The organism is Enterobacter sp. UPMP701, assembly GCF_053709515.1.
The window spans coordinates 288,642-315,628 of record NZ_JBSKJN010000002.1 but is presented as its reverse complement, the minus strand read 5'-3'; the positions used below and the strand labels follow the sequence as shown (position 1 = coordinate 315,628).

General features: G+C 58.3%; 22 protein-coding genes. 15 read left to right on the top strand and 7 right to left on the bottom strand.

Features of this window, described 5'->3' with window-relative positions; genetic code table 11:
• The 8 genes from ACWKXT_RS07010 (at position 1) to ACWKXT_RS06975 (ending at position 11,699) form a co-directional block, all read left to right on the top strand.
• Positions 1-1,023 carry an ABC transporter ATP-binding protein gene (locus tag ACWKXT_RS07010; RefSeq protein ID WP_454532051.1) on the top strand — a complete coding sequence of 341 codons (1,023 nt, stop codon included), beginning with the start codon at positions 1-3 and terminating at the stop codon, positions 1,021-1,023.
• A gap of 178 nt (positions 1,024-1,201) precedes the next feature.
• Complete coding sequence (locus tag ACWKXT_RS07005; protein ID WP_454532050.1) at positions 1,202-3,385, top strand: TonB-dependent receptor; 2,184 nt, start codon at positions 1,202-1,204, stop codon at positions 3,383-3,385.
• 127 nt (positions 3,386-3,512) lie between these two features.
• Positions 3,513-5,486 (top strand): PhoX family protein, encoded by a 1,974-nt coding sequence (locus tag ACWKXT_RS07000; RefSeq protein ID WP_454532049.1) that lies wholly within the window; start codon positions 3,513-3,515, stop codon positions 5,484-5,486.
• A gap of 102 nt (positions 5,487-5,588) precedes the next feature.
• Positions 5,589-6,974, top strand: coding sequence for a phenylalanine transporter (pheP, locus tag ACWKXT_RS06995; RefSeq protein ID WP_454532048.1), 1,386 nt, complete (start codon positions 5,589-5,591; stop codon positions 6,972-6,974).
• 266 nt (positions 6,975-7,240) lie between these two features.
• The gene (locus tag ACWKXT_RS06990) at positions 7,241-8,476 is read left to right on the top strand and encodes an MFS transporter (RefSeq protein WP_454532047.1); all 1,236 of its coding nucleotides are present in this window, start codon (positions 7,241-7,243) and stop codon (positions 8,474-8,476) included.
• A gap of 15 nt (positions 8,477-8,491) precedes the next feature.
• Positions 8,492-9,517 carry a sugar phosphate isomerase/epimerase family protein gene (locus ACWKXT_RS06985; RefSeq protein WP_454532046.1) on the top strand — a complete coding sequence of 342 codons (1,026 nt, stop codon included), beginning with the start codon at positions 8,492-8,494 and terminating at the stop codon, positions 9,515-9,517.
• Positions 9,510-10,649, top strand: coding sequence for a Gfo/Idh/MocA family protein (locus tag ACWKXT_RS06980; protein WP_454532045.1), 1,140 nt, complete (start codon positions 9,510-9,512; stop codon positions 10,647-10,649). Before ACWKXT_RS06985 ends, ACWKXT_RS06980 begins: the two co-directional genes overlap by 8 nt.
• A gap of 78 nt (positions 10,650-10,727) precedes the next feature.
• Complete coding sequence (locus ACWKXT_RS06975) at positions 10,728-11,699, top strand: LacI family DNA-binding transcriptional regulator (protein ID WP_454532044.1); 972 nt, start codon at positions 10,728-10,730, stop codon at positions 11,697-11,699.
• Here ACWKXT_RS06975 and ACWKXT_RS06970 read toward each other — a convergent pair whose 3' ends face one another.
• Both ACWKXT_RS06970 and ACWKXT_RS06965 read right to left on the bottom strand, forming a co-directional pair.
• Positions 11,700-12,944, bottom strand: a complete 1,245-nt coding sequence (locus tag ACWKXT_RS06970; RefSeq protein ID WP_454532043.1) for a mechanosensitive ion channel family protein — start codon at positions 12,942-12,944, stop codon at positions 11,700-11,702.
• Positions 12,945-13,009: 65 nt separating this feature from the next.
• The gene (locus ACWKXT_RS06965) at positions 13,010-14,446 is read right to left on the bottom strand and encodes an MFS transporter (protein WP_454532042.1); all 1,437 of its coding nucleotides are present in this window, start codon (positions 14,444-14,446) and stop codon (positions 13,010-13,012) included.
• A gap of 107 nt (positions 14,447-14,553) precedes the next feature.
• Between ACWKXT_RS06965 and ACWKXT_RS06960 the strand changes: the two genes are divergently transcribed.
• The 3 genes from ACWKXT_RS06960 (at position 14,554) to ACWKXT_RS06950 (ending at position 16,160) form a co-directional block, all read left to right on the top strand.
• Positions 14,554-15,423 (top strand): helix-turn-helix transcriptional regulator, encoded by an 870-nt coding sequence (locus tag ACWKXT_RS06960; RefSeq protein WP_454532041.1) that lies wholly within the window; start codon positions 14,554-14,556, stop codon positions 15,421-15,423.
• A gap of 139 nt (positions 15,424-15,562) precedes the next feature.
• On the top strand, positions 15,563-15,892 hold the full coding sequence (locus tag ACWKXT_RS06955; RefSeq protein WP_454532040.1) for a type II toxin-antitoxin system RelE/ParE family toxin: 330 nt from the start codon (positions 15,563-15,565) through the stop codon (positions 15,890-15,892).
• A complete protein-coding gene (locus ACWKXT_RS06950; protein WP_454527963.1) occupies positions 15,873-16,160 on the top strand; it encodes a helix-turn-helix domain-containing protein in 288 nt (95 codons plus the stop codon). Before ACWKXT_RS06955 ends, ACWKXT_RS06950 begins: the two co-directional genes overlap by 20 nt.
• Before the next feature lie 36 nt (positions 16,161-16,196).
• On the opposite strand, the gene nfsB is transcribed toward ACWKXT_RS06950, so the two are convergent.
• The 3 genes from nfsB to ACWKXT_RS06935 form a co-directional block, all read right to left on the bottom strand.
• Positions 16,197-16,850, bottom strand: coding sequence for an oxygen-insensitive NAD(P)H nitroreductase (nfsB, locus tag ACWKXT_RS06945; RefSeq protein WP_248237526.1), 654 nt, complete (start codon positions 16,848-16,850; stop codon positions 16,197-16,199).
• Positions 16,851-16,970: 120 nt separating this feature from the next.
• The gene (locus ACWKXT_RS06940) at positions 16,971-17,339 is read right to left on the bottom strand and encodes an MmcQ/YjbR family DNA-binding protein (protein ID WP_454527962.1); all 369 of its coding nucleotides are present in this window, start codon (positions 17,337-17,339) and stop codon (positions 16,971-16,973) included.
• Positions 17,329-17,919, bottom strand: coding sequence for a TetR/AcrR family transcriptional regulator (locus ACWKXT_RS06935; protein ID WP_080327983.1), 591 nt, complete (start codon positions 17,917-17,919; stop codon positions 17,329-17,331). The genes ACWKXT_RS06940 and ACWKXT_RS06935 overlap by 11 nt, the downstream gene beginning before the upstream one ends.
• 191 nt (positions 17,920-18,110) lie before the next feature.
• Here ACWKXT_RS06935 and ACWKXT_RS06930 point away from each other — a divergent pair, with 191 nt between their 5' ends.
• Both ACWKXT_RS06930 and ACWKXT_RS06925 read left to right on the top strand, forming a co-directional pair.
• Complete coding sequence (locus tag ACWKXT_RS06930) at positions 18,111-19,214, top strand: RomA family MBL fold metallo-hydrolase (protein WP_454532039.1); 1,104 nt, start codon at positions 18,111-18,113, stop codon at positions 19,212-19,214.
• A gap of 32 nt (positions 19,215-19,246) precedes the next feature.
• Positions 19,247-19,588: a RamA family antibiotic efflux transcriptional regulator gene (locus tag ACWKXT_RS06925; protein WP_028012253.1), complete on the top strand. Its 342-nt coding sequence runs from the start codon at positions 19,247-19,249 to the stop codon at positions 19,586-19,588.
• A gap of 107 nt (positions 19,589-19,695) precedes the next feature.
• Here ACWKXT_RS06925 and ACWKXT_RS06920 read toward each other — a convergent pair whose 3' ends face one another.
• Positions 19,696-21,840, bottom strand: a complete 2,145-nt coding sequence (locus ACWKXT_RS06920; RefSeq protein ID WP_454532038.1) for a TonB-dependent siderophore receptor — start codon at positions 21,838-21,840, stop codon at positions 19,696-19,698.
• A gap of 123 nt (positions 21,841-21,963) precedes the next feature.
• On the opposite strand from ACWKXT_RS06920, the gene ACWKXT_RS06915 reads away from it, so the two are divergent.
• Complete coding sequence (locus ACWKXT_RS06915; protein ID WP_454532037.1) at positions 21,964-23,532, top strand: alpha/beta hydrolase-fold protein; 1,569 nt, start codon at positions 21,964-21,966, stop codon at positions 23,530-23,532.
• Here the strand turns inward: ACWKXT_RS06915 and ACWKXT_RS06910 are convergent.
• Positions 23,518-23,766, bottom strand: coding sequence for a DUF1158 domain-containing protein (locus ACWKXT_RS06910; RefSeq protein WP_032103885.1), 249 nt, complete (start codon positions 23,764-23,766; stop codon positions 23,518-23,520). The two genes, ACWKXT_RS06915 and ACWKXT_RS06910, sit on opposite strands and share 15 nt — an antisense overlap.
• Before the next feature lie 478 nt (positions 23,767-24,244).
• Between ACWKXT_RS06910 and ACWKXT_RS06905 the strand changes: the two genes are divergently transcribed.
• Positions 24,245-26,953: a cation-transporting P-type ATPase gene (locus tag ACWKXT_RS06905; protein WP_454532036.1), complete on the top strand. Its 2,709-nt coding sequence runs from the start codon at positions 24,245-24,247 to the stop codon at positions 26,951-26,953.
• Positions 26,954-26,987 lie beyond the last annotated feature (34 nt).

Genomic DNA, 26,987 nt, shown 5'->3' with positions numbered 1-26,987 from the left:
ATGCTTGAATTAACCGCCATTTCTAAATCGTTTGCTGGCGTGCAGGTGCTCGACAGCTTAAACCTGAGCGTTGCGCCGGGGAGCAGGACGGCGATTGTCGGGCCGTCCGGGTCGGGTAAAACGACGCTGCTGCGCATTCTTGCGGGGTTTGAGACGCCCGACACCGGGCGCATTGCCATGCAGGGGCAAACGCTGTTTGATGAAAACCATTTTGTTCCCGCTCACCTGCGCGGGATCGGTTTCGTGCCTCAGGAGGGCGCGCTGTTCCCGCACCTCAATGTGGCAAATAACATAGCCTGGGGGCTGAACGGTACCCGCCACGAAAAACGCCAGCGCGTTGAGGCGCTGATGGAGATGGTCTCTCTGGACAGGCAGCTTGCGACGCACTGGCCGCATGAGATTTCCGGTGGTCAGCAGCAGCGGGTAGCGCTTGCCCGCGCGCTGGCCCAGCGCCCGTCGCTGATGCTGCTGGATGAGCCGTTCTCGGCGCTGGATACCGGCCTGCGCGCCATGACGCGTAAGGCAACGGCCGACCTGCTGGCGGAAGCAGGCGTGGCCTCGATTCTGGTCACCCACGATCAGAACGAAGCGTTGTCCTTTGCCACGCAGGTTGCGGTCATGCGTTCTGGTCGTTTCACTCAGGTGGGCACGCCTTATGAGGTCTACACCCGTCCCGTTGACGAAGAGACGGCGCTGTTCCTTGGTGATGCCGTGATCCTGCCCGCTCAGCTGGCTGCCGGCTATGCCGTCTGCGCACTGGGTGAAGTACCGACGGACGACCAGCAGGCGACAGGGCAGGGCAGAATAATGATGCGCCCTGAGCAATTGCACGTGACGGCATGTGCGCCGCACGAAAGCCAGATTGCGATCCTTGACGTGGACTTCACCGGCCAGTTGTCTACGCTCACCCTTGGGTTAGCCGGGCATGAGCAGCCTGTTATCCTCAGGACCGTCAGTCAGCCCGGCTGGAACCCGGGCGCGGCGGTGCGCATTGATGTTGCAGGTATCGCGCGCGTTTTATAAATGCCACCGCCCCGAAACGGGGTGGTTGTTCCCCTTTTTTTCTACCACGCCCTCTTATGTACGCGGTTACACTTGCTAACACATAGATAATGCGTATAGTTCTCATTTGCATTGCGCCCAATACATTCTAAGGCCCGACAACGGGTCATTTTTGCGCGCACTTTAAAATGAGTTAACTATGAACAACACCATCATGCACAAAACGCTGCTGGCGCTCGCCGTTGGCGCGGCGACACATTCCGTTCACGCGGCGGAGGAAAAAAAAGAGGACACCATCGTCGTGCAGTCAGCACCCGCCAGCGACTTTAAGCCCGGCGGCGACCAGCTGGTACCGGCCTTCCTTGACGGACAGGTGGCGAACGGCGGGCGCATGGGGATGCTCGGCCAGCAGAACGCCATGGACGTGCCGTTCAACATCATTAGCTATACCTCGAAGCTGGTGGAAGATCAGCAGGCGAAAACCATTGCCGATGTGGTCGCCAACGATGCGGGCGTGCAGTTCGTTCAGGGGTACGGCAACAGCGCAGAAACCTTCCGCATTCGCGGCCTGAAATTTGACGGCGACGACATGACCTTTGGCGGCCTCTCCGGCGTGCTGCCGCGTCAGGTGGTGGATGCCCAGATGGTCGACCGCATCGAGATCTTCAAAGGCGCCAACTCGCTGATGAATGGCGCGGCAAGCTCCGGCGTGGGCGGGATGATCAACCTTGAGCCGAAACACGCGGGCGACACCCCGCAGGCGAAAGTGGGCGTGGACTACACCTCGGATTCCCAGATTGGCACTACGCTGGATGCGGGGCGTCGCTTTGGCGATAACGACCAGTTCGGCGCGCGTGTGAACCTCGTGCATCGCGAAGGGGAAACCGGCGTACCAAACGACCGCCGCCGCACCACGCTGCTCTCCACCGGCCTGGACTACAAAGGCGACCGCTTCCGTACCTCGCTGGACCTGGGCTATCAGAAAAAAACCTTCCACGGCAGCCCGACCAGCGTAAATATCTCGGCGGTGGATTTTGTGCCTGAACCGCCGAAGAACGATCGTAACTTCTCTCAGAAGTGGGCCTACAGCGATATCGAAAACGAGTTCGGGATGTGGCGCAGCGAGTACGACATCACCGATAACTGGACGGCGTATACCGGCCTTGGCGCGCAGCACGCGCACGAAGAAGGGATCTACAGCGCGCCGAAGCTGATGGACAAAAGCGGTAATGCGGTGGTCAGCCGTCTTGATACTAACCTCATCAGCGATTCCGTCAGCGGCATGGCGGGCATTCGCGGTAGCTTCACTACCGGCTTCGTCTCGCACAAGGTCAACGTCGGGTACTCCGCAATGACCAAAAACGAAAAAATCGCGTGGAAAATGTCGGCGACGAAGGATAACCCGACCACCAACATCTACCACAATACTGGCGTTGAGATGCCGGACAGCACTAACCTCAACGGCTCCGGCGGCAAATACAGCGATCCGCTGACCAGCGGACGCACCCGTACCCAGGGCTGGCTGCTGAGCGACACGCTGGGTGTGCTGGACGACAAATTGCTGTTCACCGCAGGCGCGCGCCATCAGAAAGTGGTCGTTCGCGGGTATAACAAAATTACCGGCGAAGAGAACGACGCGGACGGTTTCGACGGTAGCCGCTGGATGCCCACCTACGGCGTGGTCTACAAACCGTGGGAGGAAATTTCCCTCTACGCCAACCACACCGAAGCGCTGCAGCCGGGCAAAACCGCACCTAACACCGCTACTAACTACGGCCAGAGTACCGGCATCGTTCACTCTAAGCAGAACGAAGTGGGCGTGAAGGCGGACTTCGGGCGCGTGGGCGGCTCTCTGGCGCTGTTTGAGATCAAAATGCCGTCGGCGATCCTCGATGCTAACAATCACTACGGCCTGGATGCGGAGCAGCGTAACCGTGGCGTGGAGCTGAACGTCTTCGGCGAGCCGATGCTGGGGATGCGCCTCAACGCCAGCGCCACCTGGCTGCAGGCCGAGCTGACCAAAACCAAAAACGGCGTGAACCAGGGCAACGATGCAGTCGGTATTCCGAACTTCTACGCCGTACTGGGCGCGGAGTACGACATCAAGCCGGTTGACGGCCTGACGGCGACCGCGCGGGTGAACCACTCCGGCACCCAGTATGCCGACCTGGCGAACAGCAAAAAGCTCGACAGCTACACCACGCTGGATCTGGGCATGCGCTATCGCTTCGCGGTGAACCACAATGCAAACCAGATGACCGTGCGCGCGGGCATCGACAACGTAACCAATGAGAACTACTGGGCCAGCGTCGACGACTCCGGCACCTACATCACTCAGGGCGAACCGCGCACCTTTAAGGTCTCGGTTGGCTACGAGTTCTAAGCGTTCCACCTCGTTATCCGGGGCACGGATGCCCCCATCCTACCGTCACTGTGTTATAAAATTGTAATAAAAGCTTCTTACACTGGTCGCCAACTCTTTACCTCTTGGCCAATGACAGGAAGCCGCTATGGGCAGACCCCTCAAATCCGTTTTTAAAAAAGAACATCGCGACGACATTACTAACCGCAGCGCCAACCCGGTTTTCTCCGAGGTTGCAGAGGTGTTCCTCTCCCGCCGCCGTTTTCTCCAGATGGGCGCCGTGGCGGGGGCTGCGGTTTCATTCCCCTTTTTGATCAAACCCGAAAATGCCATTGCCGCGGTATCGAAGCCTTCCGCGCTGGCAAAAGCGGTTTCCCTGGGCTTTACCAGCATCGACGTCTCCACGGAAGACACGGTCAGAGTGCCGGAAGGCTATATTGCCCGCCCGTTCTATCGCTGGGGTGACGCGACGGGGATCAAAAACAATATGCCGGCATTTAAGCCGGACGCCAGCAACACCACGGACGAACAGGCCGTGCAGGCGGGCATGCACCACGACGGTATGGCGTGGTTTAGCCTGCCGCAGGGGGCGCAAAACCCGGAGCATGGCCTGCTGGCAATGAACCATGAATACATCGACAACGGGATGCTGTTTACCGACGGTACGGCTAACTGGAGCCTCGACAAAGCCCGCAAGGGGCAGAACGCGATGGGCGTGTCGGTGGTGGAAGTGAAAAAAACCGGCAGCGACTGGCAGGTGGTGCGCCCGTCTTCCTATGCCCGCCGCATCACCGTCAATACGCCAATGCAGCTTACCGGCCCGGCGCGTCATCAGGACTTAATGAAAACCGCCGCCGACCCGAAGGGGGAACGCGTGCTGGGCACCATGCAAAACTGCGCCAATGGCCATACGCCGTGGGGCACCTATCTCACCTGCGAGGAGAACTGGTCGGATATTTTTGTCAAAAAAGCCGATCGCAACCCGCTGGAAAAACGCTACGGCATCAGCGACAGCGATGAATCCTACCGCTGGAACGAGGTAGATGAGCGATTCAGCGTCGATAAAACCCCTAACGAACCCAACCGTTTCGGCTGGGTCGTGGAGATCGATCCGTACAACCCGACCTCCACGCCGCGCAAGCACACCGCTTTGGGCCGCTTCAAGCATGAGGGGGCCGCCGTCACGCTCGCCGCCGATAACCGCGTGGTGGTCTACATGGGGGACGATCAGAAGTTTGAGTACATCTATAAATTTGTCTCGGATAAAAAATACGATCCCGCGAACCGTGAAGCCAATATGCAGCTGCTGACCTCCGGCACGCTGTACGTCGCCAGGTTCAACGAGGACGGGAGCGGCGACTGGCTGCCGCTGATCTTCGGGCAAAACGGTCTGGATAAAAGCAACGGCTTTGAAAGCCAGGGCGACCTGCTGATTAAAACCCGCCTGGCGGCCGACGCGGTGGGGGCAACGAAGATGGATCGCCCCGAGTGGATTGCCGTCGATCCGCACGCCAGCGGCAGCGTCTACTGTACACTCACCAACAACAGCGATCGCGGTAAAGAGGGCAAGGCGCCGGTCGATGCCGCCAACCCGCGCGCCAACAACGTGTTTGGGCATATTATGCACTGGCACGAAGACGGCGCCGATCCTGCCGCCGCACGCTTTAAGTGGGATATCCTGGTTATGGCCGGGCGTACCGACGGCGACGATCCGAAGGCCAAAGGCTCCATGCAGGGCGCGGCATTCGGCAGCCCGGATGGGTTGTCATTCGATCACCAGGGCGTCCTGTGGATCCAGACCGACGTCTCCTCCAGCACCATCAATAAGAAAGCGTACGAGGGGATGGGCAATAACCAGATGGTCGCTACCATTCCGGGCACCAACGAGTATCGCCGTTTCCTGACCGGGCCGCGCGGGTGCGAAATCACCGGCATTGCGTTTACGCCGGACAACCGGACGCTGTTTATCAACATTCAGCATCCGGGGGAGGGCGGGGATGATATTACCGACCCGGCCAATCCGCGCGCTGTTTCCAACTGGCCAGATGCCAGCCCGAACGGACGTCCGCGTTCGTCAACGGTGGTGATTACCAAAGCGGACGGCGGCATCATCGGGTCGTGACGTTAATCAGCCGGGCGCATGCGCTGGCCCGGCGTTAAACTTGCTACCACCAGCATGAAGTGTTAAAACGTGCCCCTTCTAAAAAAGAGACAGGGGTAGGGCGTGAAAGACGCGTCATCCGCTTCAGGCCATGGTAGCACTGAAGCCACGTCGGATCAGAATCCGACGCTGCAACGTGGTTTGCAAAATCGACATATTCAGTTAATTGCCCTCGGCGGCGCGATCGGGACCGGGCTGTTTCTCGGCATCGGCCCCGCCATTCAAATGGCCGGTCCGGCGGTTCTGCTGGGTTACGCTATCGCGGGGATTATCGCTTTCCTGATCATGCGCCAGCTCGGCGAGATGGTCGTTGAAGAGCCGGTGTCCGGCTCCTTCGCACACTTTGCCTATAAATACTGGGGGCCGTTCGCAGGCTTCCTTTCCGGCTGGAACTACTGGGTGATGTTTGTGCTGGTGGGCATGGCAGAGCTGACCGCCGCCGGCATCTATATGCAGTACTGGCTCCCGGACGTGCCCACGTGGATTTGGGCGGCGGCCTTCTTCATCATCATTAACGCCGTTAACCTCGTCAACGTGCGCCTGTATGGCGAAACCGAGTTCTGGTTTGCGCTGATTAAGGTGCTGGCGATTATCGGCATGATCGGCTTTGGCCTGTGGCTGCTGTTCTCCGGCCACGGCGGCGAGCGAGCCACTATCGATAACCTGTGGCAGCACGGCGGCTTCCTGGCGACCGGCTGGAAGGGGCTGATCCTGTCCCTGGCGGTGATCATGTTCTCCTTCGGCGGACTGGAGCTGATTGGCATTACCGCTGCTGAAGCGCGCGACCCGCACAAAAGCATTCCGAAAGCAGTCAACCAGGTGGTGTACCGTATCCTGCTGTTCTATATCGGCTCGCTGGTGGTACTGCTGGCGCTCTACCCGTGGGTGGAAGTGAAGTCCGACAGCAGCCCGTTCGTGATGATTTTCCACGATCTGAACAGCAACGTGGTCGCTTCGGCGCTTAACTTCGTTATCCTCGTGGCGTCGCTGTCGGTCTACAACAGCGGGGTTTACTCCAACAGCCGCATGCTGTTTGGCCTCTCCGTGCAGGGTAACGCGCCGAAGTTCCTTACCCGCGTCAGCCGTCGCGGCGTGCCGATCAATTCGTTGTTCCTTTCCGGCGCTATCACCTCGCTGGTGGTGCTGATCAACTATCTGCTGCCGAAAGAGGCGTTTGGCCTGCTGATGGCGCTGGTTGTCGCCACGCTGCTGCTGAACTGGATCATGATCTGCCTGGCGCACCTGCGTTTCCGTGCGGCGATGCGCCGCAAGGGACGCGAGACGCAGTTCAAAGCGCTGCTTTACCCGGCAGGGAATTACCTCTGTATCGCCTTCCTCGGGCTGATTCTGGTGCTGATGTGCACCATGGATGAGATGCGTCTCTCGGCGATGCTGCTGCCGGTGTGGGTGGTGTTCCTGTTTATTGCGTTTAAGCTTTCGCGAAGGTAAAAGCAAAACGGCAACCTGGTTGCCGTTTTTAGTGTTTGCACCCTCTCCCTGTGGGAGAGGGCCGGGGTGAGGGCACCAGGCCGCACCAGACCAGACCGCACCCGCCTTCACGCCCGGTGGCGCAGCCGTCACCCGGCACCTTCCCTTTACCTTTATCGTGACCCCTCTCCCAATTCTGTTTCGATCCACAGGATCTTTAATTTGTAATCGATTACTTTTTGTTTGTTCTGTTTGTAATCGATTACTTTTTCCGGGTGAGGCTTATCATGGTGTCAACTGAAAGTAGTGAAAAGGCAATAGTGCAGCACCGGCTGCTGGTGCCGCGTCTGTCGCTGATGATGTTTCTGCAGTTTTTTATCTGGGGTAGCTGGTCGGTCACGCTCGGCCTGGTGATGACACAGCACAACATGTCTTTGCTGATTGGCGACGCGTTCTCCGCTGGCCCAATTGCCTCCATACTCTCGCCGTTCGTGCTCGGGATGCTGGTGGACCGCTTCTTCGCCTCGCAGAAGGTGATGGCGGTGATGCACCTCGCGGGCGCGGCGATCCTCTGGTTTGTGCCGGGGGCGTTGATTGCCGAGAACGGCGCGCTGCTGATTGGCCTGCTGTTTGGCTACACGCTCTGCTACATGCCGACCCTGGCGCTGACCAACAACATCGCGTTTCACAGCCTGGCGAACGTGGATAAAACCTTCCCGGTGGTGCGCGTGTTTGGCACCATCGGCTGGATCGTGGCGGGCATTTTCATCGGCGTCACCGGCGTGGCGTCCAGTGTCACCATCTTCCAGGTGGCGGCGATAAGCTCTGTGCTGCTGGCTCTCTACAGCCTGACGCTGCCGCATACGCCCGCCCCGGCGAAAGGCCTGCCGGTGAAGGTGCGCGATCTCTTCTGCGCGGATGCCTTTGCACTGCTCAAAACCCGCCACTTCTTCGTCTTCTCCGTCTGCGCGATGCTGATTTCCGTCCCGCTCGGCACCTACTACGCCTACACCGCCTCGTATCTGGCGGATGCCGGCATTGCCGACGTCAGCACCGCCATGTCGTTCGGGCAGATGTCGGAAATCTTCTTCATGCTGGTGATCCCGCTGCTCTTCCGCCGTCTGGGCGTGAAAGTCATGCTGTTGATCGGCATGCTGGCGTGGTTCGTACGCTATGCCATGTTCGCGCTGGGCGTGAGCGAGGAAGGGCGCATCCTGCTGTACCTCGGCATTCTGCTCCACGGCGTCTGCTACGATTTCTTCTTTGTCGTCGGCTTTATCTACACCGACCGCGTGGCGGGCGAAAAGGTGAAAGGCCAGGCGCAGAGCATGATCGTGATGTTCACCTACGGCATCGGCATGCTGCTCGGCTCGCAGATTTCCGGCGCGCTTTATAACCGCCTGGTGGCAGGACAAACCGTGCCGCAGGCGTGGGTCACATTCTGGTGGATCCCGGCGGTAGCTGCCGCGGCGATCGCGCTGATTTTCCTTCTCACGTTTAAGTATGACGATGACAAGGCGTAACGTTCAGGAGGTGGTATGAGGACAATGAAAGGACCGGGCATTTTTCTGTCGCAGTTTATTGGCACAGAAGCACCGTTTAACACCCTCGACGGGCTGGCAGGATGGGCGGCGGCGAAGGGTTACAAAGCGGTGCAGATCCCCTGCAACCATCCGCACATTTTTGATGTGGAGAAAGCCGCAGAGAGTCAGGCCTACTGCGATGAAATCGCGGGCAAGCTGGCCGCGCACGGGCTGGTTATCAGCGAACTGTCGACCCATCTGGAAGGGCAGCTTGTGGCGGTAAACCCGGTTTACAGCGAGGCGTTTGACCATTTCGCCCCTGCGTCCGTGCGCGGTAACGAGGCGGCGCGTCAGGCGTGGGCGACGGAAAAGCTGAAGCAGGCGGCGGTCGCCTCGGCCCGATTAGGCCTGAAAGCACACGCCACCTTCTCCGGCTCGCTGGCGTGGCCGTTTTTCTACCCGTGGCCGCCGCACAACGAGCAGCGTTTTCAGGAAGCGTTCAGGGAGCTGGCAACCCGCTGGCGACCGATTCTGGATATCTTCGATGAGCAGGGCGTGGACGTCTGCTTTGAGCTACATCCGGGGGAAGATCTGCACGACGGCGTGACCTTCGAGCGTTTTCTGGCGCTGGTGGATAACCATCCGCGCTGCAACATTCTTTTTGATCCGAGCCATATGCTGCTGCAGCAGATGGACTATCTGGCCTTTATCGATATCTTCCATGCGCGCATTAAAGCGTTCCACGTGAAGGACGCCGAGTTCCGCCCCAGCGGGCGCAGCGGCGTCTACGGCGGCTATCAGCCGTGGATCAACCGCGCCGGACGCTTCCGCTCGCCCGGCGACGGACAGATCGACTTTAAGGGCATTTTCAGCAAGCTGACCCAGTACGACTACGACGGCTGGGCGGTGCTGGAGTGGGAGTGCTGCCTGAAGGATGGCGATACCGGCGCGCGCGAAGGCAGCGAGTTTATCCGCCGCCACATCATTCCAGTCTCCGGGCGCGCGTTTGACGACTTCGCGGCAGGAGACAAGCATGATTAAGGTCGGCATTATCGGCAGCGGGTTTATCGGTCCGGCGCATATCGAGGCGCTCAGGCGTCTCGGGTTTGTGCAGGTGGTCGCGCTCTGCGGCGGCTCGCTCGTTAAAGCGCAGGAAAAAGCGCGCCAGCTTAACGTGCCGCACGCCTGTGCCAGCGTGGAGGAACTGCTCGCGCACCCCGATCTGCACGTGGTGCACAACTGCACGCCGAACCATCTGCACGCGGAGATTAACCGCCAGATCCTGCGCGCGGGCAAGCATGTGTTTTCCGAAAAACCGCTGTGCATGACACCGGACGAGGCGCGCGAGCTGGTGGCGCTGGCGGAGCAGGCGGGCGTGGTGCATGGCGTGAGTTTTGTCTATCGCCAGTTTGCGATGGTGCGCCAGGCGGCGAGCATGATGCGCGCGGGCAGCGTCGGGCGGCTGTTTGCCTCGCACGGTAGCTATCTGCAGGACTGGATGCTGCTGGAAACCGACTACAACTGGCGGGTGGATGCCGCGCTCGGCGGCGCATCGCGCGCGGTGGCGGATATCGGTTCCCACTGGTGCGACACGGTGCAGTTCGTCACCGGGCGGCGCATTACCGAGGTGATGGCCGATCTCGCCGTCGTCTGGCCGACGCGGAGAGCCAGCAAGGGCGGGAATCAAACCTTCTCCCACGACGAGCAGGCGGAATATGAAGACAAACCGGTCACCACCGAAGACTTTGGTTCGGTGCTGTTCCGCTTTGACGACGGCAGTAAAGGCAGCTTTAACGTTTCGCAGGTGAGTGCGGGGCGCAAAAACCGCCTGACGTTTGAGATCAACGGCAGCGAGCGGTCGGTGGCGTGGGATCAGGAGAACCCGCAGCAGCTGTGGATCGGCCAGCGCGCACAGGCGAATCAGACCCTGAGCGACGATCCCGGCCTGATGAACCCTGACGTGGCTGACAGCGCCCACTTCCCCGGCGGGCATATTGAAGGCTGGCCGGATGCCTTCAAAAATATGATGGCGCAGTTCTACCGCGCCGTGCAGGCGGGCGCGATGCCGGAAACGCCGCAGTTTGCGACCTTCCACGAGGGCGCGAACGTGATGTATATCATTGATGCGATAGTGAAAAGCCATCAGCAGCAGCGCTGGGTGCGCGTGGCGTAATGACGCGTTGCCCGGTTCGCCGGGCAACCAATTTATGGTAGCCTGCACAAAACGTTAACCGCAGGATGTGTCGTCGCTATGTCAATTCAGAAAATCGCTCAGCTTGCCGGGGTCTCCGTGGCGACGGTCTCCCGCGTGCTCAACAACAGCGACACGGTGAAGGCGAAAAACCGCGAGCGCGTCCTGCAGGCGATCCAGGAGAGCAACTACCAGCCTAACCTGCTCGCCCGTCAGCTTCGCACCGCCCGCAGCTATATGATCCTGGTGATGGTCTCGAACATCGCTAACCCGTTCTGCGCCGAGGTGGTGAAGGGCATTGAAGAAGAGGCCGAGAAAAACGGCTACCGCATTCTGCTGTGCAACTCCGGCTCGGACATTGAGCGCTCCCGCTCGGGCTTAAGCCTGCTCTCCGGCAAAATCGTCGACGGCATTATCACCATGGACGCCTTCTCAAAGCTGCCTGAACTGGCCGCGCTGATTGGCAACGCGCCGTGGGTGCAGTGCGCCGAATATGCCGATGCGGGCGCGGTCTCCTGCGTCGGCATCAATGATGTGGACGCTTCACAGCACGCCGTCAGCCAGCTGGCCGACGGTGGCCACAAACGCATCGCGATGATCAACCACGATCTCAGCTACAAATATGCCCGTCTGCGCGAGCGCGGCTACAAGAGCGTGATCCATCTGAAGGGTCTGGAGTATCAGGTGGTAGAATACGCGAGCGATCTCAGCTCGCGCGCCGGGATGGCCGCGATGCAAAATCTGCTGAAAGAGAACCCGCCGGACGCTGTGTTTGCCGTTTCCGATACCCTGGCCGCAGGCGCGCTGCGGGCCATTCAGCAGGCCGGGCTGCGCGTGCCGGAGGATATCGCGGTGGTGGGCTTTGACGGCACCGAGCTGGCGGACATGATTTCGCTGACCACCATCGAACAGCCGTCGCGGGATATCGGGCGCAAGGCGGTCGATCTGTTACTGAACAAAATCGACAACCCAGATGCGCCCACGGAAAGGGTGATGATGGACTGGCGCTTTATTTCCCGCGCCAGTACCTGATTATTTCGCGATGACGCCCGCCAGGGAGCGAATATCGTTCCCGGTTGGTGACTGGTGAATACGCAGCCCAAATTCATCCACTACCGCAAAAATATGGTCGAAAATATCCGCCTGTATCTCTTCATATTCCGCCCAGATCACCGTGTTGGTGAAGGCGTATATTTCAATTGGCAGGCCGTTGGCATCCGGCGCGAGCTGGCGCACCATTAGCGTCATATCTTTGCGAATGCGCGGGTGATTGCGCAGATATTCATTCAGGTAGGCGCGGAAGGTGCCAATATTGGTCATCTTGCGCAGGTTTAATACCGATTCCCCTTCACCGTTCTGCTGATTCCACAGGTTAATTTCCTCATGACGCGCGGCCAGATACGGCTTCAGCAGCCTCGCCTGAATCAGCTTCTGCTGCTCTTGCTCGTCAAGAAAATGAATGCTGGTGGTATCAATATTCAGGCTGCGCTTAATGCGTCGCCCGCCGGAGGCGGACATCCCGCTCCAGTTGATAAAGGCGTCGGAGACCAGCGCCCACGTCGGAATGGTGGTGATGGTGTTATCGAAGTTGCGGACTTTAACAGTGGTGAGACCAATGTCCGTCACCGTGCCGTTAGCGCCATATTTCGGCATCTCCAGCCAGTCGCCGAGCTTGAGCATATCGTTGGCGGAAAGCTGAATGCCCGCCACAAGTCCAAGTATCGGGTCTTTAAAGACCAGCATCAGAACAGCGGCCATGGCACCCAGACCGCTGATCAGAATGGCAGGTGACTGACCGATCAGCAGGGAGATAATCAGAATCCCCACCAGAATGGCGCTCACCAGCTTGATGCCCTGGAATATCCCTTTCAGCGGGAGCTGTGACGCGGTGGCCATTTTCTGCGACAGATTGAATATCACATCCAGTAGAGAGAAGAAGGAGAGCAGGGCATACACCATCACCCACAGCTTCGCGCAGGTGGTGAGCATTTCCGCCGCTTCGCTGCCTTTTTGCAGCCACAGAACCGCCTGAACATTGACGATTATCCCCTGGAGGGTAAAGGCCAGACGGTGAAATAACTTATTCTGGGTAATGATCTGCAACCATAAATGGCTGCTGGCCTGGGCGCGTTTCTCGAATGTGCGCAGCACGACTTTGTGCAGAATAAAATGAATGATGAGGGCAGTAAGAATAATAATACCAAAGATAATCACTAAAGAGGTGGTGTGATTAATTTCAATCCCTAACTCTTCAACCTGAGCAATTAATTCCTGCATAACGTCTCCTGTATTGATGCAGCCCCATAATGGCGGCTGCGGATCTATTATGCAAATTCACAGGGTTATTTGGCGGCCTCACAGACCTTCACTACCGGCAGGCAGAGACGATGACGCATGCGCAGCGTCGCCAGCGCCAGAATAACCATCAGGCCGGTTTCCACCACCAGGAAGAGGTTAATCGCCTGCGTATAATCCCCATGATAATTCTGTAGCCCGTGCAGCAAAATCGCGCCGAAAATGGCGGGGCCAAGCCCCAGCGCGGCCTGCTGCAGCGTGCTGAGAATGGCGCTCGCAGCCCCCGCGTCATCAGGCTGAATATCACGCATCCCGATGCGGTAGAAGCTGTTCACAATCAGCGCCTGCCCGTAGCCGACCAGTCCGGTCGCCGGAGCCAGCGTCAGCGCGGTGTTGTTCACGCCCCAAATCCGGAACGTCGCGATGAGCGCCAGCAGGCCGATAATCTGGATCGTCAGTCCCGTCAGCAGGATGGTACTGGTGCTGTAGCGAGCGATCAGGCGCGGGGCGAACCAGGCTGAAATAAAATAGGTCACGCCCAGGGCGATGAAGCTGTTCCCGGACTGCCATGGCGCCATCCCCAGGCCGGTCTGCATGGTCAGCGCCATGCAGAACATAAACCCGGACCAGACGCTGAAAAAGAGCATCGCAATCAGTACGCCAAAGCGAACGCTGCGAAGCGAAAGCAGGCGCGGCGGGATCAGCGGGTGAGCATCCTCACGTTCTTTTTTACGCGCGTTCAGCACCATTAAATATGCCAGTGGAATAATGGCTATCAGCGCGGCATTCAGCGGCCACGACCAGTGCCACTGCGGGCCAAGCGCCATCGGGAACAGGAGGCAGCAGAGGATCATCGCCAGCAGCACGGTGCCGGTCCAGTCGATGCGCGACGGGGTATCGCGACGGGTTTCCGGCACGTAGCGACGGCTCAGCGCCAGCACCACCAGACAAATCGGCACGTTAATAAAGAAGGCGTTACGCCAGCCCAGCCCGGCGATATCCGCCGATACCAGCCAGCCGCCGCCCATCTGGCCGACGATAAACGCAATCCCGCCGATGCCGCCGAACAGGCTAATGGCTTTAGCATGAGCGGTCCCTTTTAACGTGACGTGCAGCGTGGCCAGGATCTGCGGCATGATGAGCGCAGCCCCCGCGCCCTGAACGATGCGCGCCGCCAGCAATTGCTCAATGTTGCCCGCCATGCCGCACAGCAGCGAGGCCAGACCAAAGCTCGCTACGCCCCACATAAACAGGCGACGGCGACCTAAGTTATCCCCCAGCTTGCTGCCGAGCGCCAGACAGACGGCGAAGGCTACGCCGTAAAGGGCGACAATCAGTTCCAGCTCGGTGGCGCTGGCGTGCAGCGAGTGGGTGATGGAATCCAGCGCCACGTTGGTGATTGAGGTATCAATCAGCGGCAGCATCTGGCCGGTTAACAGCAATATCAGGCCTGCGCGGCCCGGTGAAACAACTGACGTATTCATGGGAACTCCATTGCGTCATTCATCAGATGGTCGTAGCATCAACCATCTGATAAACGGGTACCAGTTCTTGCTTATACTGGTACTGGCACTACCATGCAGGGGGATTTATGGCCTTGATGTCAGAACCCGTCACCTCACTTCAGGATGACACCCGAAAACAGCTGGGGGCATTTTTGCGCGCGCGGCGTGAAAGCCTCGATCCCCAGCGTCTCGGCCTGCCGCGCAGCGGTCGCCGCCGCACGCCGGGTCTGCGCCGGGAAGAGGTGGCGATGCTCGCGGACGTGGGCGTCACCTGGTACACCTGGCTGGAACAGGGCAGGGACGTCAACCCGTCCAGCGCGGTAATGGCCGCCATCGCGAAAGCGCTGCAGTGCACGCCAACCGAGTCCCGGCATCTTTTCGTGCTCGCCGGCCTGCCGCCGGGAGAAGCCCCGCAGGCGGTGTGCTGCGAGGGGATCAGCGAAGGCACGCGACGTCTGCTGGATACCCTGATGCCGAAACCCGCCAGTATCCAGAAACCGAATTTCGATATCGTGGCGTGGAACGACAGCTTCGGGCACCTGATGGGCGTCGATTTCAACGCGATTCCACCAGAAGACCGTAACTGTATTTACCTGTTCCTCACCCATCCGGCGTGGCGCGCGCGGCTCGGCAGGCGTGACGACGTGCTGCCGATATTTGTCTCTTATTTCCGCGCGGCGATGGCTGAGCACCGTGGCGATCCGCTGTGGGAAGCGAAGCTGGCGCGCTTCTTTGCGGTGTCTGAAGAGTTCAAAACCCTGTGGCACCAGCGCAACGACGTGCGCGGCGTGGAGAACCAGCTCAAGCTGTTTACCCATCCCGAGCTGGGGGATTTTACGCTGCAGCAGATGTACTGGTACTCCGCGCCGCGAAACGGGTCGCGGCTGCTGGTGTATCTTCCGGTGGATGAGGCAGGGGAGAGGGCGATGGCGTGGCTGGCGGCGCAGGGGAAATAAGTTTTTTGCGAGGGGCTTTCAGGTAATCAAAGCGGATCCGGTTCTTCCTGTTAAAAATGGGTAAGGTGGGACACGAAAAGCTAAATTAGCCTTTAATGCAAATTGCCTTATATGCTAATATCATCAGGGATGAAATATCGTGTTCAGACTTATCGTTCATGAGGCGGTAAGGGAAGAGATTCTCTTACTGCCTGCTGGGGTGAAGGCGAAGCTGATTCGCCAGCTTGATAAATTGCGCATAAACCCGACGGCTCTTCGGGAACCTGACAGCAAACCATTGCCGCATGGCCTGTTTGAAATAAGGACCGTTGGGCTGATCCATACCCGAGGTATCTATGTTTACCAGCGGGAAAAGACGATTTTTCTTTTGCGCGTGTTTGTTAAGAAGACGCAAAAAACGCCCTCAGCTGAACTCCGTCTGGCACTGAAACGACAACAGGAGATGTTGGATGAGCAAGAAGATTATTGACTGGGATGAACTCAGGGCTGAACTGTTAAGCGATTCAGAGGTTCAGGCTTCCTTTGATGCAGAAGAGCGCAAGGAGCGTTTGCGGGAGATGCTGGCGCAATGGCGCAATCATGCTGGCCTGACGCGCGCCCAGGTGGCGGAGCGGATGGGCGTCAGCGCACCAACGGTATCAAGAATGGAAGCGAATATTACCCGGGCGAGTCTCGATACATTAACGCGTTATGCGCTGGTGTGTGAGGTAAAGCATCCGCAGATTACGCTCTATTAATAACTTGCACGCCGGAACCCGGCGTGCAAGAAGCGATCAGCACTCAGTCACAATCGTGCTCAGCGGCAGGCGGGATTTCGGTAGCGTGGCGTTGAAATCTTCCACGCTGTGATGCCCAACCGGCACCACCACCAGGCTGGTGAAGCCTTTCTCTTTCAGGCCAAACTCTTCATCAAGGATGGCGGCGTCAAACCCTTCGATTGGCACCGCGTCCAGGCCCATCGCGCCCACGCCCAGCAGGAAGTTACCGACGTTCAGGTAAACCTGCTTCGCCATCCACTGATCGTCATCTTTCAGATCCACGCGGTGCATGTCGGCGAAATAGGTGCGGCCCTTGTGGTTCGCGGCTTTGGCTTCAGGCGTATTGAAACGGCCATCGGCTTCTTCCTGGTCGACAACGCGCTCAAGCCAGGCATCGTCCATCGCGGTTTTCGCGCAGAACACCACCACGTGAGAGGCATCCAGCATTTTGCGTTCGTTGAAGACGTAAGTGCCCGCAGCAGATTTTGCCACGCGCGCTTTCCCTTCCTCGGTGCTGGCGATAATAAAGTGCCACGGCTGGGAATTGGTGCTGGAGGGGCTGTACTGCAGCAGGGTTTTGATGTTTTCCGCTTCTTCAGCGGTCAGTTTTTTGGTTGGGTCGAACGCCTTGGTGGAGTGGCGTTTCAGGGCGACAGAAATGATATCCATAACAACTCCTGGTGATGAAATTCGCCCGCTCGCGGGCGCGAAAGGAGAGCAGATTACCGCGCGAAACGGCAAAAGATAAGTGCAATTCGAGCGCTTAAACTGTTCGGCACAGACGAACAATCAGGCCGGGCGTATCCACTTTTGATCTTTTTTCGGTAGCTTATCGACGACCAGATTCCACGAATCCGCGATCAGGTCGCTGACCAGTTCAGGCGTGATGTCCTCGGTGCCGTAGAGCGAAATCCAGTGTTTTTTATTGAGGTGATAGCCCGGTTCAACGCCACGATAAATCTGCTGGTTTAACAACGATTTTTCCGGGTCGGATTTCAGGCTTACGTGGGGGCGTCCGTGTGCGGTGGCCATCAGCATAAAAATTTTCCCGCCCACTTTAAACACGTCATACTCCGGGCCAAACGGCCAGCAGTGTTCGGTGAAAGGCATCTCCAGCGCCACGCGTTTTGCGTGTTCCTGCAGGGATTTACTGTCCATCGTTATCTTCCTGAGCAAGCCCGCGCCACATTGCCTCAAAACCCAGCGCTTTAAAATTGGCGGCACGGGACGGATCGCGGGTGGCAAATTCCATGGTGGTTTCCGCCAGCGATAAGAAAAGCGCATCGCCAAACGTTTTAAATTCATCTGACATAAACACCGGACGCACTGAACGGCGGCACAGCTCATGGAGTTCCGGGAACATCTCTTTCACTGCCTGTTCCGTTTCGGCGCTCAGCTTTTCACTGACGCCAATCTGGCGAATGGCTGCATGTGCGACAGGGTGGCGAATGCCCCAGTCCACATAGCTGTTCCAGATATTACGGGTATGCTCTTTTGGCTCGGTGATGGTTCGATCGAGGTTCGTCAGCATGGTATGGCAGAGATCCTGCTTCAGGTGCAGGTAGAGGGCATTCAGCAGATCGTCTTTAGTAGCAAAGTAGCGAAACAGAGTGCCTTCAGCGACGCCTGCGTTCCGGGCAATGAGCGCCGTTGAGGCCGCAATCCCTGACTGCGCAAACGCAGCGGTTGCTGCTTCCAGTAAGGCCTGTTTTTTATCTTCACTCTTCGGACGTGCCACTCAATTCTCCCCCTTGTCAATTGTAAAAATACGTATTGAAGCATGCGGTTCATACCGCTGCAACGCGGAATGTCAAAGATCGAAAACGTCTTGACGATATATTCATCATATCTAATAATGAGTGCTTACTCACTCATAATCAAGTTCAACCCGCGTAAACCATCGGATGGGTCGCGTACTCGGGTCAGGAAATGAAAAAGCCTCTATTCATCTGCGTGGTGTTTGTCATGATTATTGCTTCAGCTGCGAGTTTACCTTTTATTCTAAACGCCGGATTTGGTCAGCCACCGCAGGGTGAGCAGCTCTCCGGGGTAAAAGCCTCCCCGCACTATCGCGACGGGAAGTTCCACAATACGCTGCCGACGCCGGGCTTCACGGGTGAGCAAAATATGCTGGTGGCGTGGTGGCAGTTCCTGACCCGTAAAACCGAAAATGCCCGCCCGGCGCAGCCGCTACCGCTGGTGAAAACCGATCTCGCCAGCCTGCCGCTGGAGCAGGATACGCTGGTGTGGCTCGGCCACTCCTCGTGGTATATGCAGCTGGCAGGTAAACGCATCCTGATCGATCCGGTCCTTGGCAACTACGCCGCACCGTTCTCGTTCCTCAATAAAGCGTTTGCGGGGGAGTATCCGTGGCGCGCGGAGAGCATGCCCGCGATTGACCTGCTGATTATCTCGCACGATCACTACGACCATCTGGATTACGCCACCATCAGGGCGCTGCTGCCGAAGGTAAAGCGCGTGGTCACGCCGCTCGGCGTGGGTTCACATCTGCGCTACTGGGGCATGAACCCGGAGATTATCGACGAGCGGGACTGGAACCAGTCGGTGCAGATCGGCGATGCGCTGACGGTGCACGTGCTGCCCGCGCGCCATTTCTCCGGGCGCGGCATTAAGCGCGACCAGACCCTGTGGGGCAGCTTCATGTTTGTCACGCCAGAGCAGAAGGTTTACTACAGCGGTGACTCCGGCTACGGCCCGCACTTTAAGGCCATCGGCGAGCAGTTTGGCGAGGTGGATTTAGCCATCATGGAAAACGGTCAGTACGACCAGGACTGGAAGTACATCCACATGCTGCCGGATGAGACGGCGCAGGCCTCGGCGGATCTCAACGCGAAAGCGGTGGTGCCGGGGCATAACGGACGTTTCGCGCTGGCGAAGCATACGTGGAACGATCCGCTGATCCAGCTGGCGCGGGCCAGCAAGGACAAAAATTATCGGCTGCTGACGCCGGAGCTGGGCGAACCGGTCCGGGTGAGCGATAGCACCCAACAATTTCGCGAGTGGTGGGAATAATGTTGAACCGAGAAGCAGAGGGGGAGAGCAGTATGACGATTTCCGCTCAGGTCATTGATACAATTGTCGAATGGATCGATGACAACCTGCACCAGCCGTTACGTATCGAAGAGATTGCCCGCCACGCGGGATATTCGAAGTGGCATTTGCAGCGGCTGTTTATGCAGTACAAAGGTGAAAGTCTGGGACGCTACATCCGCGAACGCAAGCTGCTGCTGGCGGCACGCGATCTGCGTGAATCTGACGAACGCGTGTACGAAATCTGCCTGCGCTACGGCTTTGAATCGCAGCAGACGTTTACACGCATCTTTACCCGCACCTTCCATCAGCCGCCCGGGGCGTATCGCAAAGAAAACCACAGTCGGGCGCACTGAAAAACATCCCCTCACCCTAACCCTCTCCCCAAAGGGGAGAGGGGACTAAAAACACCCTCTCCCCTTTGGGGAGAGGGCCGGGGTGAGGGGATCAGACCGCACCATGCTTACCAGCGATAATTCACTGTCGCCGTCACCGTACGGCCAATCCCATAGAAGCACGCCGTATCGCTTGCGCATGACGCTACATATTTCGTGTCCGCCACGTTATTCACGTTAAACTGCACGCTCGCCCCTTTCAGGCTGCGGTTCATTTCGCCCAGATCGTAGCTCACCATGGCGTCATACAGATCCACCGACGGCACCTTGAAGGTGTTTTTCGCATCGCCGTAGCTGGTGCCGATGTAGCGCATCCCCACGCCTGCGGTCAGGCTCTTCAGCGCGCCGCCCGGAACGGTATAACTGGCAAACGCCGAGGCCATATGCGCAGGAATACGCGCGGGCGTTTTGCCTTCGGTGCCCGCCACCGTGGTGCTTTTGGTTTTTGCATCGGTGTAGGTGTACGAGCCAATCAGGTTGATGTTATCCATCAGCGTAGAGTGGATTTCCGCCTCAACGCCTTTTGAACGCACCTTGCCTGCGTTCTCGAACCAGCCTTCGGCGCTGTTGTAGGTCGCCACGTTGTCCTGGGTTAAATCGTACAGCGCGAGAGTCATCAGCGTGGTGTCGACCGGCTGATACTTCAGGCCAATCTCGGTATGCTCCCCGGTGGTCGGCTTGAAGGGCGTAACGCCCGGCGCGCGGTTAGTTTGCAGGTTCGGTTCAAACGAGGTGCTGTAGCTGACATACGGCGACAGGCCAGCGTCGAACGCGTACAGCAGACCGGTACGCCAGGTGAACTTGCTGTCGTTCTGCTGGGTAGCGCTGCCGTCGGTGAAGTCGCGGGTGCGCACTTCGCTCCAGTCGTAGCGTCCTGACACCAGCCACTCCCAGCGGTTCCAGCTCATCTGATCCTGCAGATACAGGCCCATCTGGTCGAGATTTTGCTGCTCGTCGCTGGCGGTTTTGAAGGTGCTTTCATCCACGTTCACTCCGTACACCGGGTTCGTCCAGTCGAGGTTATACTGTGAACCGCTCCCGCGTGCCAGCAGCTGTTTATCTTTGCTGGTCTTGTAGTCGAACCCGCCGAGCAGAGTGTGGCTGACGCTGCCGGTCTCCAGCAGGTACTCCAGCTGGTTATCCAGGCCGAACTCGTCGGTGGAGCGCTCTTCACGCTGGGCGCGACGGGTCAACACCGTGCTGTTGGCCGCGCTGTTGGCGTAAACCAGATAACGATATTTCTGCTTAATAGCGGCGTAACGCGCGTTCTGGCGGAAGGTGAGGTTGTCGGCAAACTGGTTTTCCAGCTCGTAGCCAATCATCGTCTGCTCGCGCCAGGACTGATTGTAATTCGGATCGCTGACGTTAAAGCCGCGCGGGATGTACTTCCCGTCGACGCTTTTCACCGTGCCGTACGCGGGCAGGAAGTTGCGGTAGCCCGCATCCGGATCTTTCTGGTAGCTGGTCAGCAGCGTAAAGCGGGTCTGATCGTTCGGGTACCAGGTGATGGCAGGCGCAATCGCCATCCGCGTCTCTTTATAATCATCCACCTGATTATGCTGGGTGCGGGCGATACCGTTCACGCGATACAGCACGCGGCCATCGTCGCTGAGCCTGCCACCGAAATCAAACGCGCCCTCGGCAAGGTCGTTATTGCCGGTGCGGAACTGCACGTTGCGGATGGCCTCCGCCGTCGGGCGCTTGCTGGTCATGCTGATTAACCCGCCCGGATTCACCTGTCCAAACAGCACCGAGGCCGGGCCGCGCACCAGCTCCACGCGCTCCAGCAGCCACGGATCAATCGAGCCCGTCTGGGACGAGGCGGTCGCGCCGAAGCTCAGGCCATCGAGGTATTTCGGCACATAGCTAAAGCCGCGCACGAACACCTCATCGTTACGGTTCGACGAGCCGCGGTAATCGGTAAACACGCCCGCCGAGTAGCGCAGCGCCTGGGACACGGACGTCACGTCCTGCATGTTCATCTGATCGCGGGTGATCACCGATACCGACTGCGGCGTCTTAACGATCTCCGCGCTGGTTTTTGTCGCAGAGAGGGTTTTCGTCGCCACAATCCCCTTCACGGGCGCGGTCGGTTCCTGGCTCATTCCCTGCGTCACCGTAAGGGTTTCTTCAGTGGTTTCTGCCTGCACTGCCACGCTGGATGTGACCAGACTCAGCAGCCAGAGCTGCATTATCTTATTATTTTTAAACATATTTTCTACTCGTCCTTGGTGGCTATCGCCATAAAAACACCGGTAAAACGATTTAGATGATATTGCAAATTATTACCATTTGCATTAGCGTTGGTAACAAATTTCGTCAGGGAACAAGCGGTAATGAAGAGGGTATGGAGTGGGTTGCTGGTAGGGATGGGTGCGCTGCCCGCCATGGCGGCAGCATGCGAGCAGTCCTCCCTGCGGGGAGACATTCAGGGAAAATTTGATGCCAGCGGTGAAGTCTGCTTTTTACTCCCTGAACTGGGTGAAAATTATGTTTCCGCCACGCTGAACGGCGTGACGGACGCGCGCCTGCTGAACGGGCAAAACCAAAATATCCGCACGCTGATCGAAAGCGGGCCAGCGGATGGCGAACACACGCTGCTGTTTGCCCTGCCGGTGAAGCAGGGCACCTCTCTGATGCTGCACGGTGAAGCGGGTAAGCCGTGGCGCTTTCAGTGGCGGATGAAAGAAACTTCTGCGTTACCGCGCGTACAGATGCTGACGCCTGAAAGCCCGACGCTTCAGGCGCTGGCAAAAGAGATTGCTGACGGAGGGAGTACCGACGCGTTCTGGCAGACGCAGATTCGGCAGGGAACACCGATGGTGGAGCCGGTGGACGCGGACCATAAGCGCATCACTTTCCTGTGGCGCGGCGCCAGGGATAACGTATTTATTCTCGGCTCACCGGCGGGGGATCACGATCCGCTGTTTCGCCTCGGCAACAGCGATGTCTGGTTCCGCAGCTACGTGGTGCCCGCCGACACGGTGATGCAGTACAAGCTCGCGCCCGATGTGCCGATTGTTGAGGGTTCCTCACGCGATCAACGCCGCGCGATCCTCGTCAGCGCGCAGGCCGATCCGCTTAATCCGAACACCTTTGGTCAACAGAAGGCGGATCGCTGGAATCGCTACTCGCTGCTCGATCTCAGCCCGGCGCGCTATTGCTCGGTTCAGGCCACGGCACAGCCCCTGGTGCACGGCACGCTGAGCCGCCAGAGGCTGAGCAGCAACATCCTCGGCAATGCCCGCGAAGTGACGATCTACAAACCGCGCGGTGCGCAGCCCGCGCGCTGGACGTTGATCCTGTTCGACGGGCAGATTTATCAGGACGAGTACCATTTTGCCAACGTGCTGGATGGTCTGATAGGCCGCCACCATCTCCCGCCCGTCAACGTGGTGTTTATCGATAGCCTCGATCACGCCCGACGCGGCAACGAGCTGCCGCCGAACCCGGATTTTGCCGACTTTATGGCGCACGAGCTACTGCCGCGGTTACGCGGGCAGGGCATCGCGATGCAGCGGCAGAAAACGGTGCTGGCGGGATCGAGCTACGGAGGCATTGCCTCCTCATGGGTAGCGCTGCGCTACCCGCGCCTGTTTGGCAACGTGCTGAGTCTTTCTGGATCGTACTGGTGGGCACCGAAAGGGGAAGCGCCCGGCTGGCTGACGCGCCAGTACCAGCAGTCATCGCCGTATCCGGTCCGCTTCTGGCTGCAGGCCGGAAAGTTTGAAACCACGGGGCCGGGCGGGGGGATCTATCGCACCACGCAGGATTTCGAGCGGGTATTGCGCGAAAAAGGGTACCGCGTCAGCTTCCATCCCTCATCCAGCGGCCACGACTACGCGGCCTGGTGTGAGGCGCTGATCCACGGTATGCGTGATTTTACCGGCCTACGACGCCAGTGAAAACCAGCGGCGCCAGATGAAACGCAGGACAAAGAATTCGATGGCGCCGAGCACCAAAAACCACAGACAGAACAGAATGGTGTACAGCTGATTCAGATCGACCATATGAAAGGTCTGAACCAGCTTCTGCGCCAGCACCAGACCCAGCGACGGCGCGGGTAACAGCAGGCAGGAGAGCAGGGCCATCAGCAAAATGCCCCCTGCGGTGAGCAGCGATTCTAACGGGTGTTTCATCGTAATGTTAATCGTCAGTTAAAAATGTCATTGTCCGGCATCCTGAAACGTAAAGCAATATCAGCCACGCAGGCGTAATTGAATAAAACGCAGGTATTATTTTGCGAATAAATAACAAAATACGACCCGGCATTCCTGTTAATATCGCGTTATGTAAATAAACGTCTTTATCATGAAAATAATTTTACAAACGTATAGGTGCTATATCCAATTAACGTCGCAATAACAATGGCTGCGACAATGTATAACGCCAGGCGTCGTCCGCGATAAATACCAAACATGGTTCCCCCTCGTTTAGTGTTGGTTTAGAAATATTTTGTAAAAATCAGCGCGTTGAAATAATTTTAATCAATTTTGAATAACCCAGCAGTAAATATATTGCGGTAGATCAATTTTACCCGCAAGACTTTAAAATCAATTTATTTAAGCCAGAAAGGATTTCAGGCTTCTGTTCACCGGATATTGAAGGAAAAATACGATGACCGAAAAAAAATTGTCCTCAAACGTGCCGCCTTCCGGCGGGCTGGCATACCAGCTGACCGCAGAGCAGGCGCTTACCCACGTGCAGAGCCAGGCCAGCGGTCTGGACCGTACAGAAGCGCAGGCGCGTCTTCAGAAACAGGGCCCGAACGCGTTGCCGGAGAAAAAAGGCAAGCCGGCCTGGCTGCGTTTTCTTGCGCACTTTAATGATGTCCTGATTTATGTCCTGCTGGCCGCCGCAGTATTAACGGCAGTAATGGGCCACTGGGTCGATACGCTGGTTATTTTGGGCGTGGCGGTAATCAACGCCTTAATTGGTCATATTCAGGAAAGCAACGCGGAAAAATCCCTGAAGAGTATTCGCAATATGCTCTCCAGCGAGGCGCGTGTTATTCGTAATGGCAATCATGAAACTATACCGACGACTGAAATAGTCCCGGGCGATATTATTGTATTACGCGCAGGGGATCGTATTCCGGCGGATATGCGTTTAATCGAAGCGCATAATTTACGCGTGGAAGAGGCGATTCTGACCGGTGAATCCACCGTGGTGGATAAACACACGAATCCGCTGAGCGGCGAACTGCCGTTGGGCGATCGCACCAATATGGTCTTCTCCGGGACGACCGTGAGCGCGGGCGGTGGCGTCGGCGTGGTCACTGCAACCGGTAAAGAGACGGAGCTCGGCCACATCAACCAGATGATGGCGGGCATTGAAAAACACCGCACCCCGCTGCTGGTGCAGATGGACAAGCTGGGCAAAGCGATCTTCGCCATTATACTGGTGATGATGGCCGCGCTGTTTGTCTTCAGCCTGGTGTTCCGCGAGATCCCAATGGGCGAGCTGCTGCTCTCCCTGATTAGCCTGGCGGTAGCCTCCGTACCGGAAGGTCTGCCGGCGATTATCTCCATCATTCTCTCCCTGGGCGTACAGGCGATGGCGCGCAAGCGGGCCATTATCCGCAAGCTGCCTACCGTCGAAACCCTGGGCGCGATGACCGTGGTTTGCTCGGATAAAACCGGCACCCTGACCATGAACGAGATGACGGTGAAAGCCATCATCACCGCCGACGCCTGCTACCGCGTGGACGGCAACAGCTACGAGCCGGTGGGCAACATCTACCTCGAAGGCAGCGACGAGCCGGTGCAGATCCAGCCGGGCACCGTGCTGGAGCAGTACCTGCGCACCATCGACCTGTGTAACGACAGCCAGCTGATTCAGGATGAGCGCGGCCTGTGGGGCATCACCGGCGGCCCGACCGAGGGCGCGCTGAAGGTGCTGGCGGCGAAAGCCCACCTCGAGCCTGTAATGACCACGCTGGTCAACAAGATCCCGTTCGACTCGCAGTACAAGTACATGAGCACCCACTACCAGATTGGCGGTGAGGAGCAGATTTTGATCACCGGCGCGCCGGACGTGATTTTCGCTCTGTGCGCCGAGCAGCAGACCCGCAACGGTGCGCAAGCCTTCAACCGCGAGTACTGGGAAAGCGAAATGGAGCGCTATGCGCGTCAGGGGCTGCGCATGGTTGCCGCGGCGTTTAAGCCAGCGAACGGCGAGCAGGCGCTGACGCACGATGACCTGAGCCACGGTCTGATCTTCCTCGGCATCGCCGGGATGATGGATCCGCCGCGTCCGGAAGCCATTGATGCGATTAACGCCTGCCAGCAGGCGGGGATCCGCGTGAAGATGATCACTGGGGATCACCCGCAGACGGCGATGAGCATCGGCCAGATGCTGGGGATCACCAACAGCGAGCAGGCGGTCACCGGCTACCAGCTGGAGAAGATGGACGACGCCGCGCTGGCGGAAGCGGTGGTGAAATATGACATCTTCGCCCGTACCAGCCCGGAGCATAAGCTGCGCCTGGTGAAAGCGCTGCAGGACAAAGGCGAAATCGTCGGCATGACCGGTGACGGCGTGAACGACGCCCCGGCGCTGCGTCAGGCGGACGTGGGCATCGCGATGGGCATCAAAGGCACGGAAGTGACCAAAGAGGCGGCGGACATGGTCCTGACGGACGATAACTTCGCCACCATCGCCAGCGCGGTGAAAGAGGGGCGTCGCGTATACGACAACCTGAAGAAGACCATTCTGTTCATCATGCCGACCAACCTCGCGCAGGGTCTGCTGATTGTGATTGCGCTGCTGGCGGGGAACATCATTCCGCTGACGCCGGTACTGATTTTGTGGATGAACATGGCCACCTCCGCCACGCTCTCCTTCGGTCTGGCTTTTGAGGCTGCCGAGCGTAACATCATGCGCCGTCCGCCGCGTCAGACCGGGCAGCACGTGATGGACGCCTACGCCGTCTGGCGCGTGGCCTTCGTCGGTACCATGATTGCCATCGCCGCCTTTGCGCTGGAAGCCTGGCTGGCCCCGCGCGGCCACAGCGCGGAGTTCATCCGCACCGTGCTGCTGCAGATGCTGGTCTGCGCCCAGTGGGTGTACATGATTAACTGCCGCAACACCGACGGATTCTCCCTGAACCGCGGCCTGCTGGCAAACAAAGGTATCTGGCTGGTGACGGGCGTGCTGTTCCTGCTCCAGGCGGCGATTATCTACCTGCCGTTTATGCAGATGCTGTTTGGCACCGAAGCGCTGCCGCTGCGCTACTGGTTCGTGACCCTGGCGGTGGCAGGCGCGATGTTCTTCGTCGTTGAAATTGAGAAGCGACTGACCCGCAGGTTCCGAAAGGCTGCATAACGAAAACCTTACCCCTCACCCTGCCCTCTCCCCA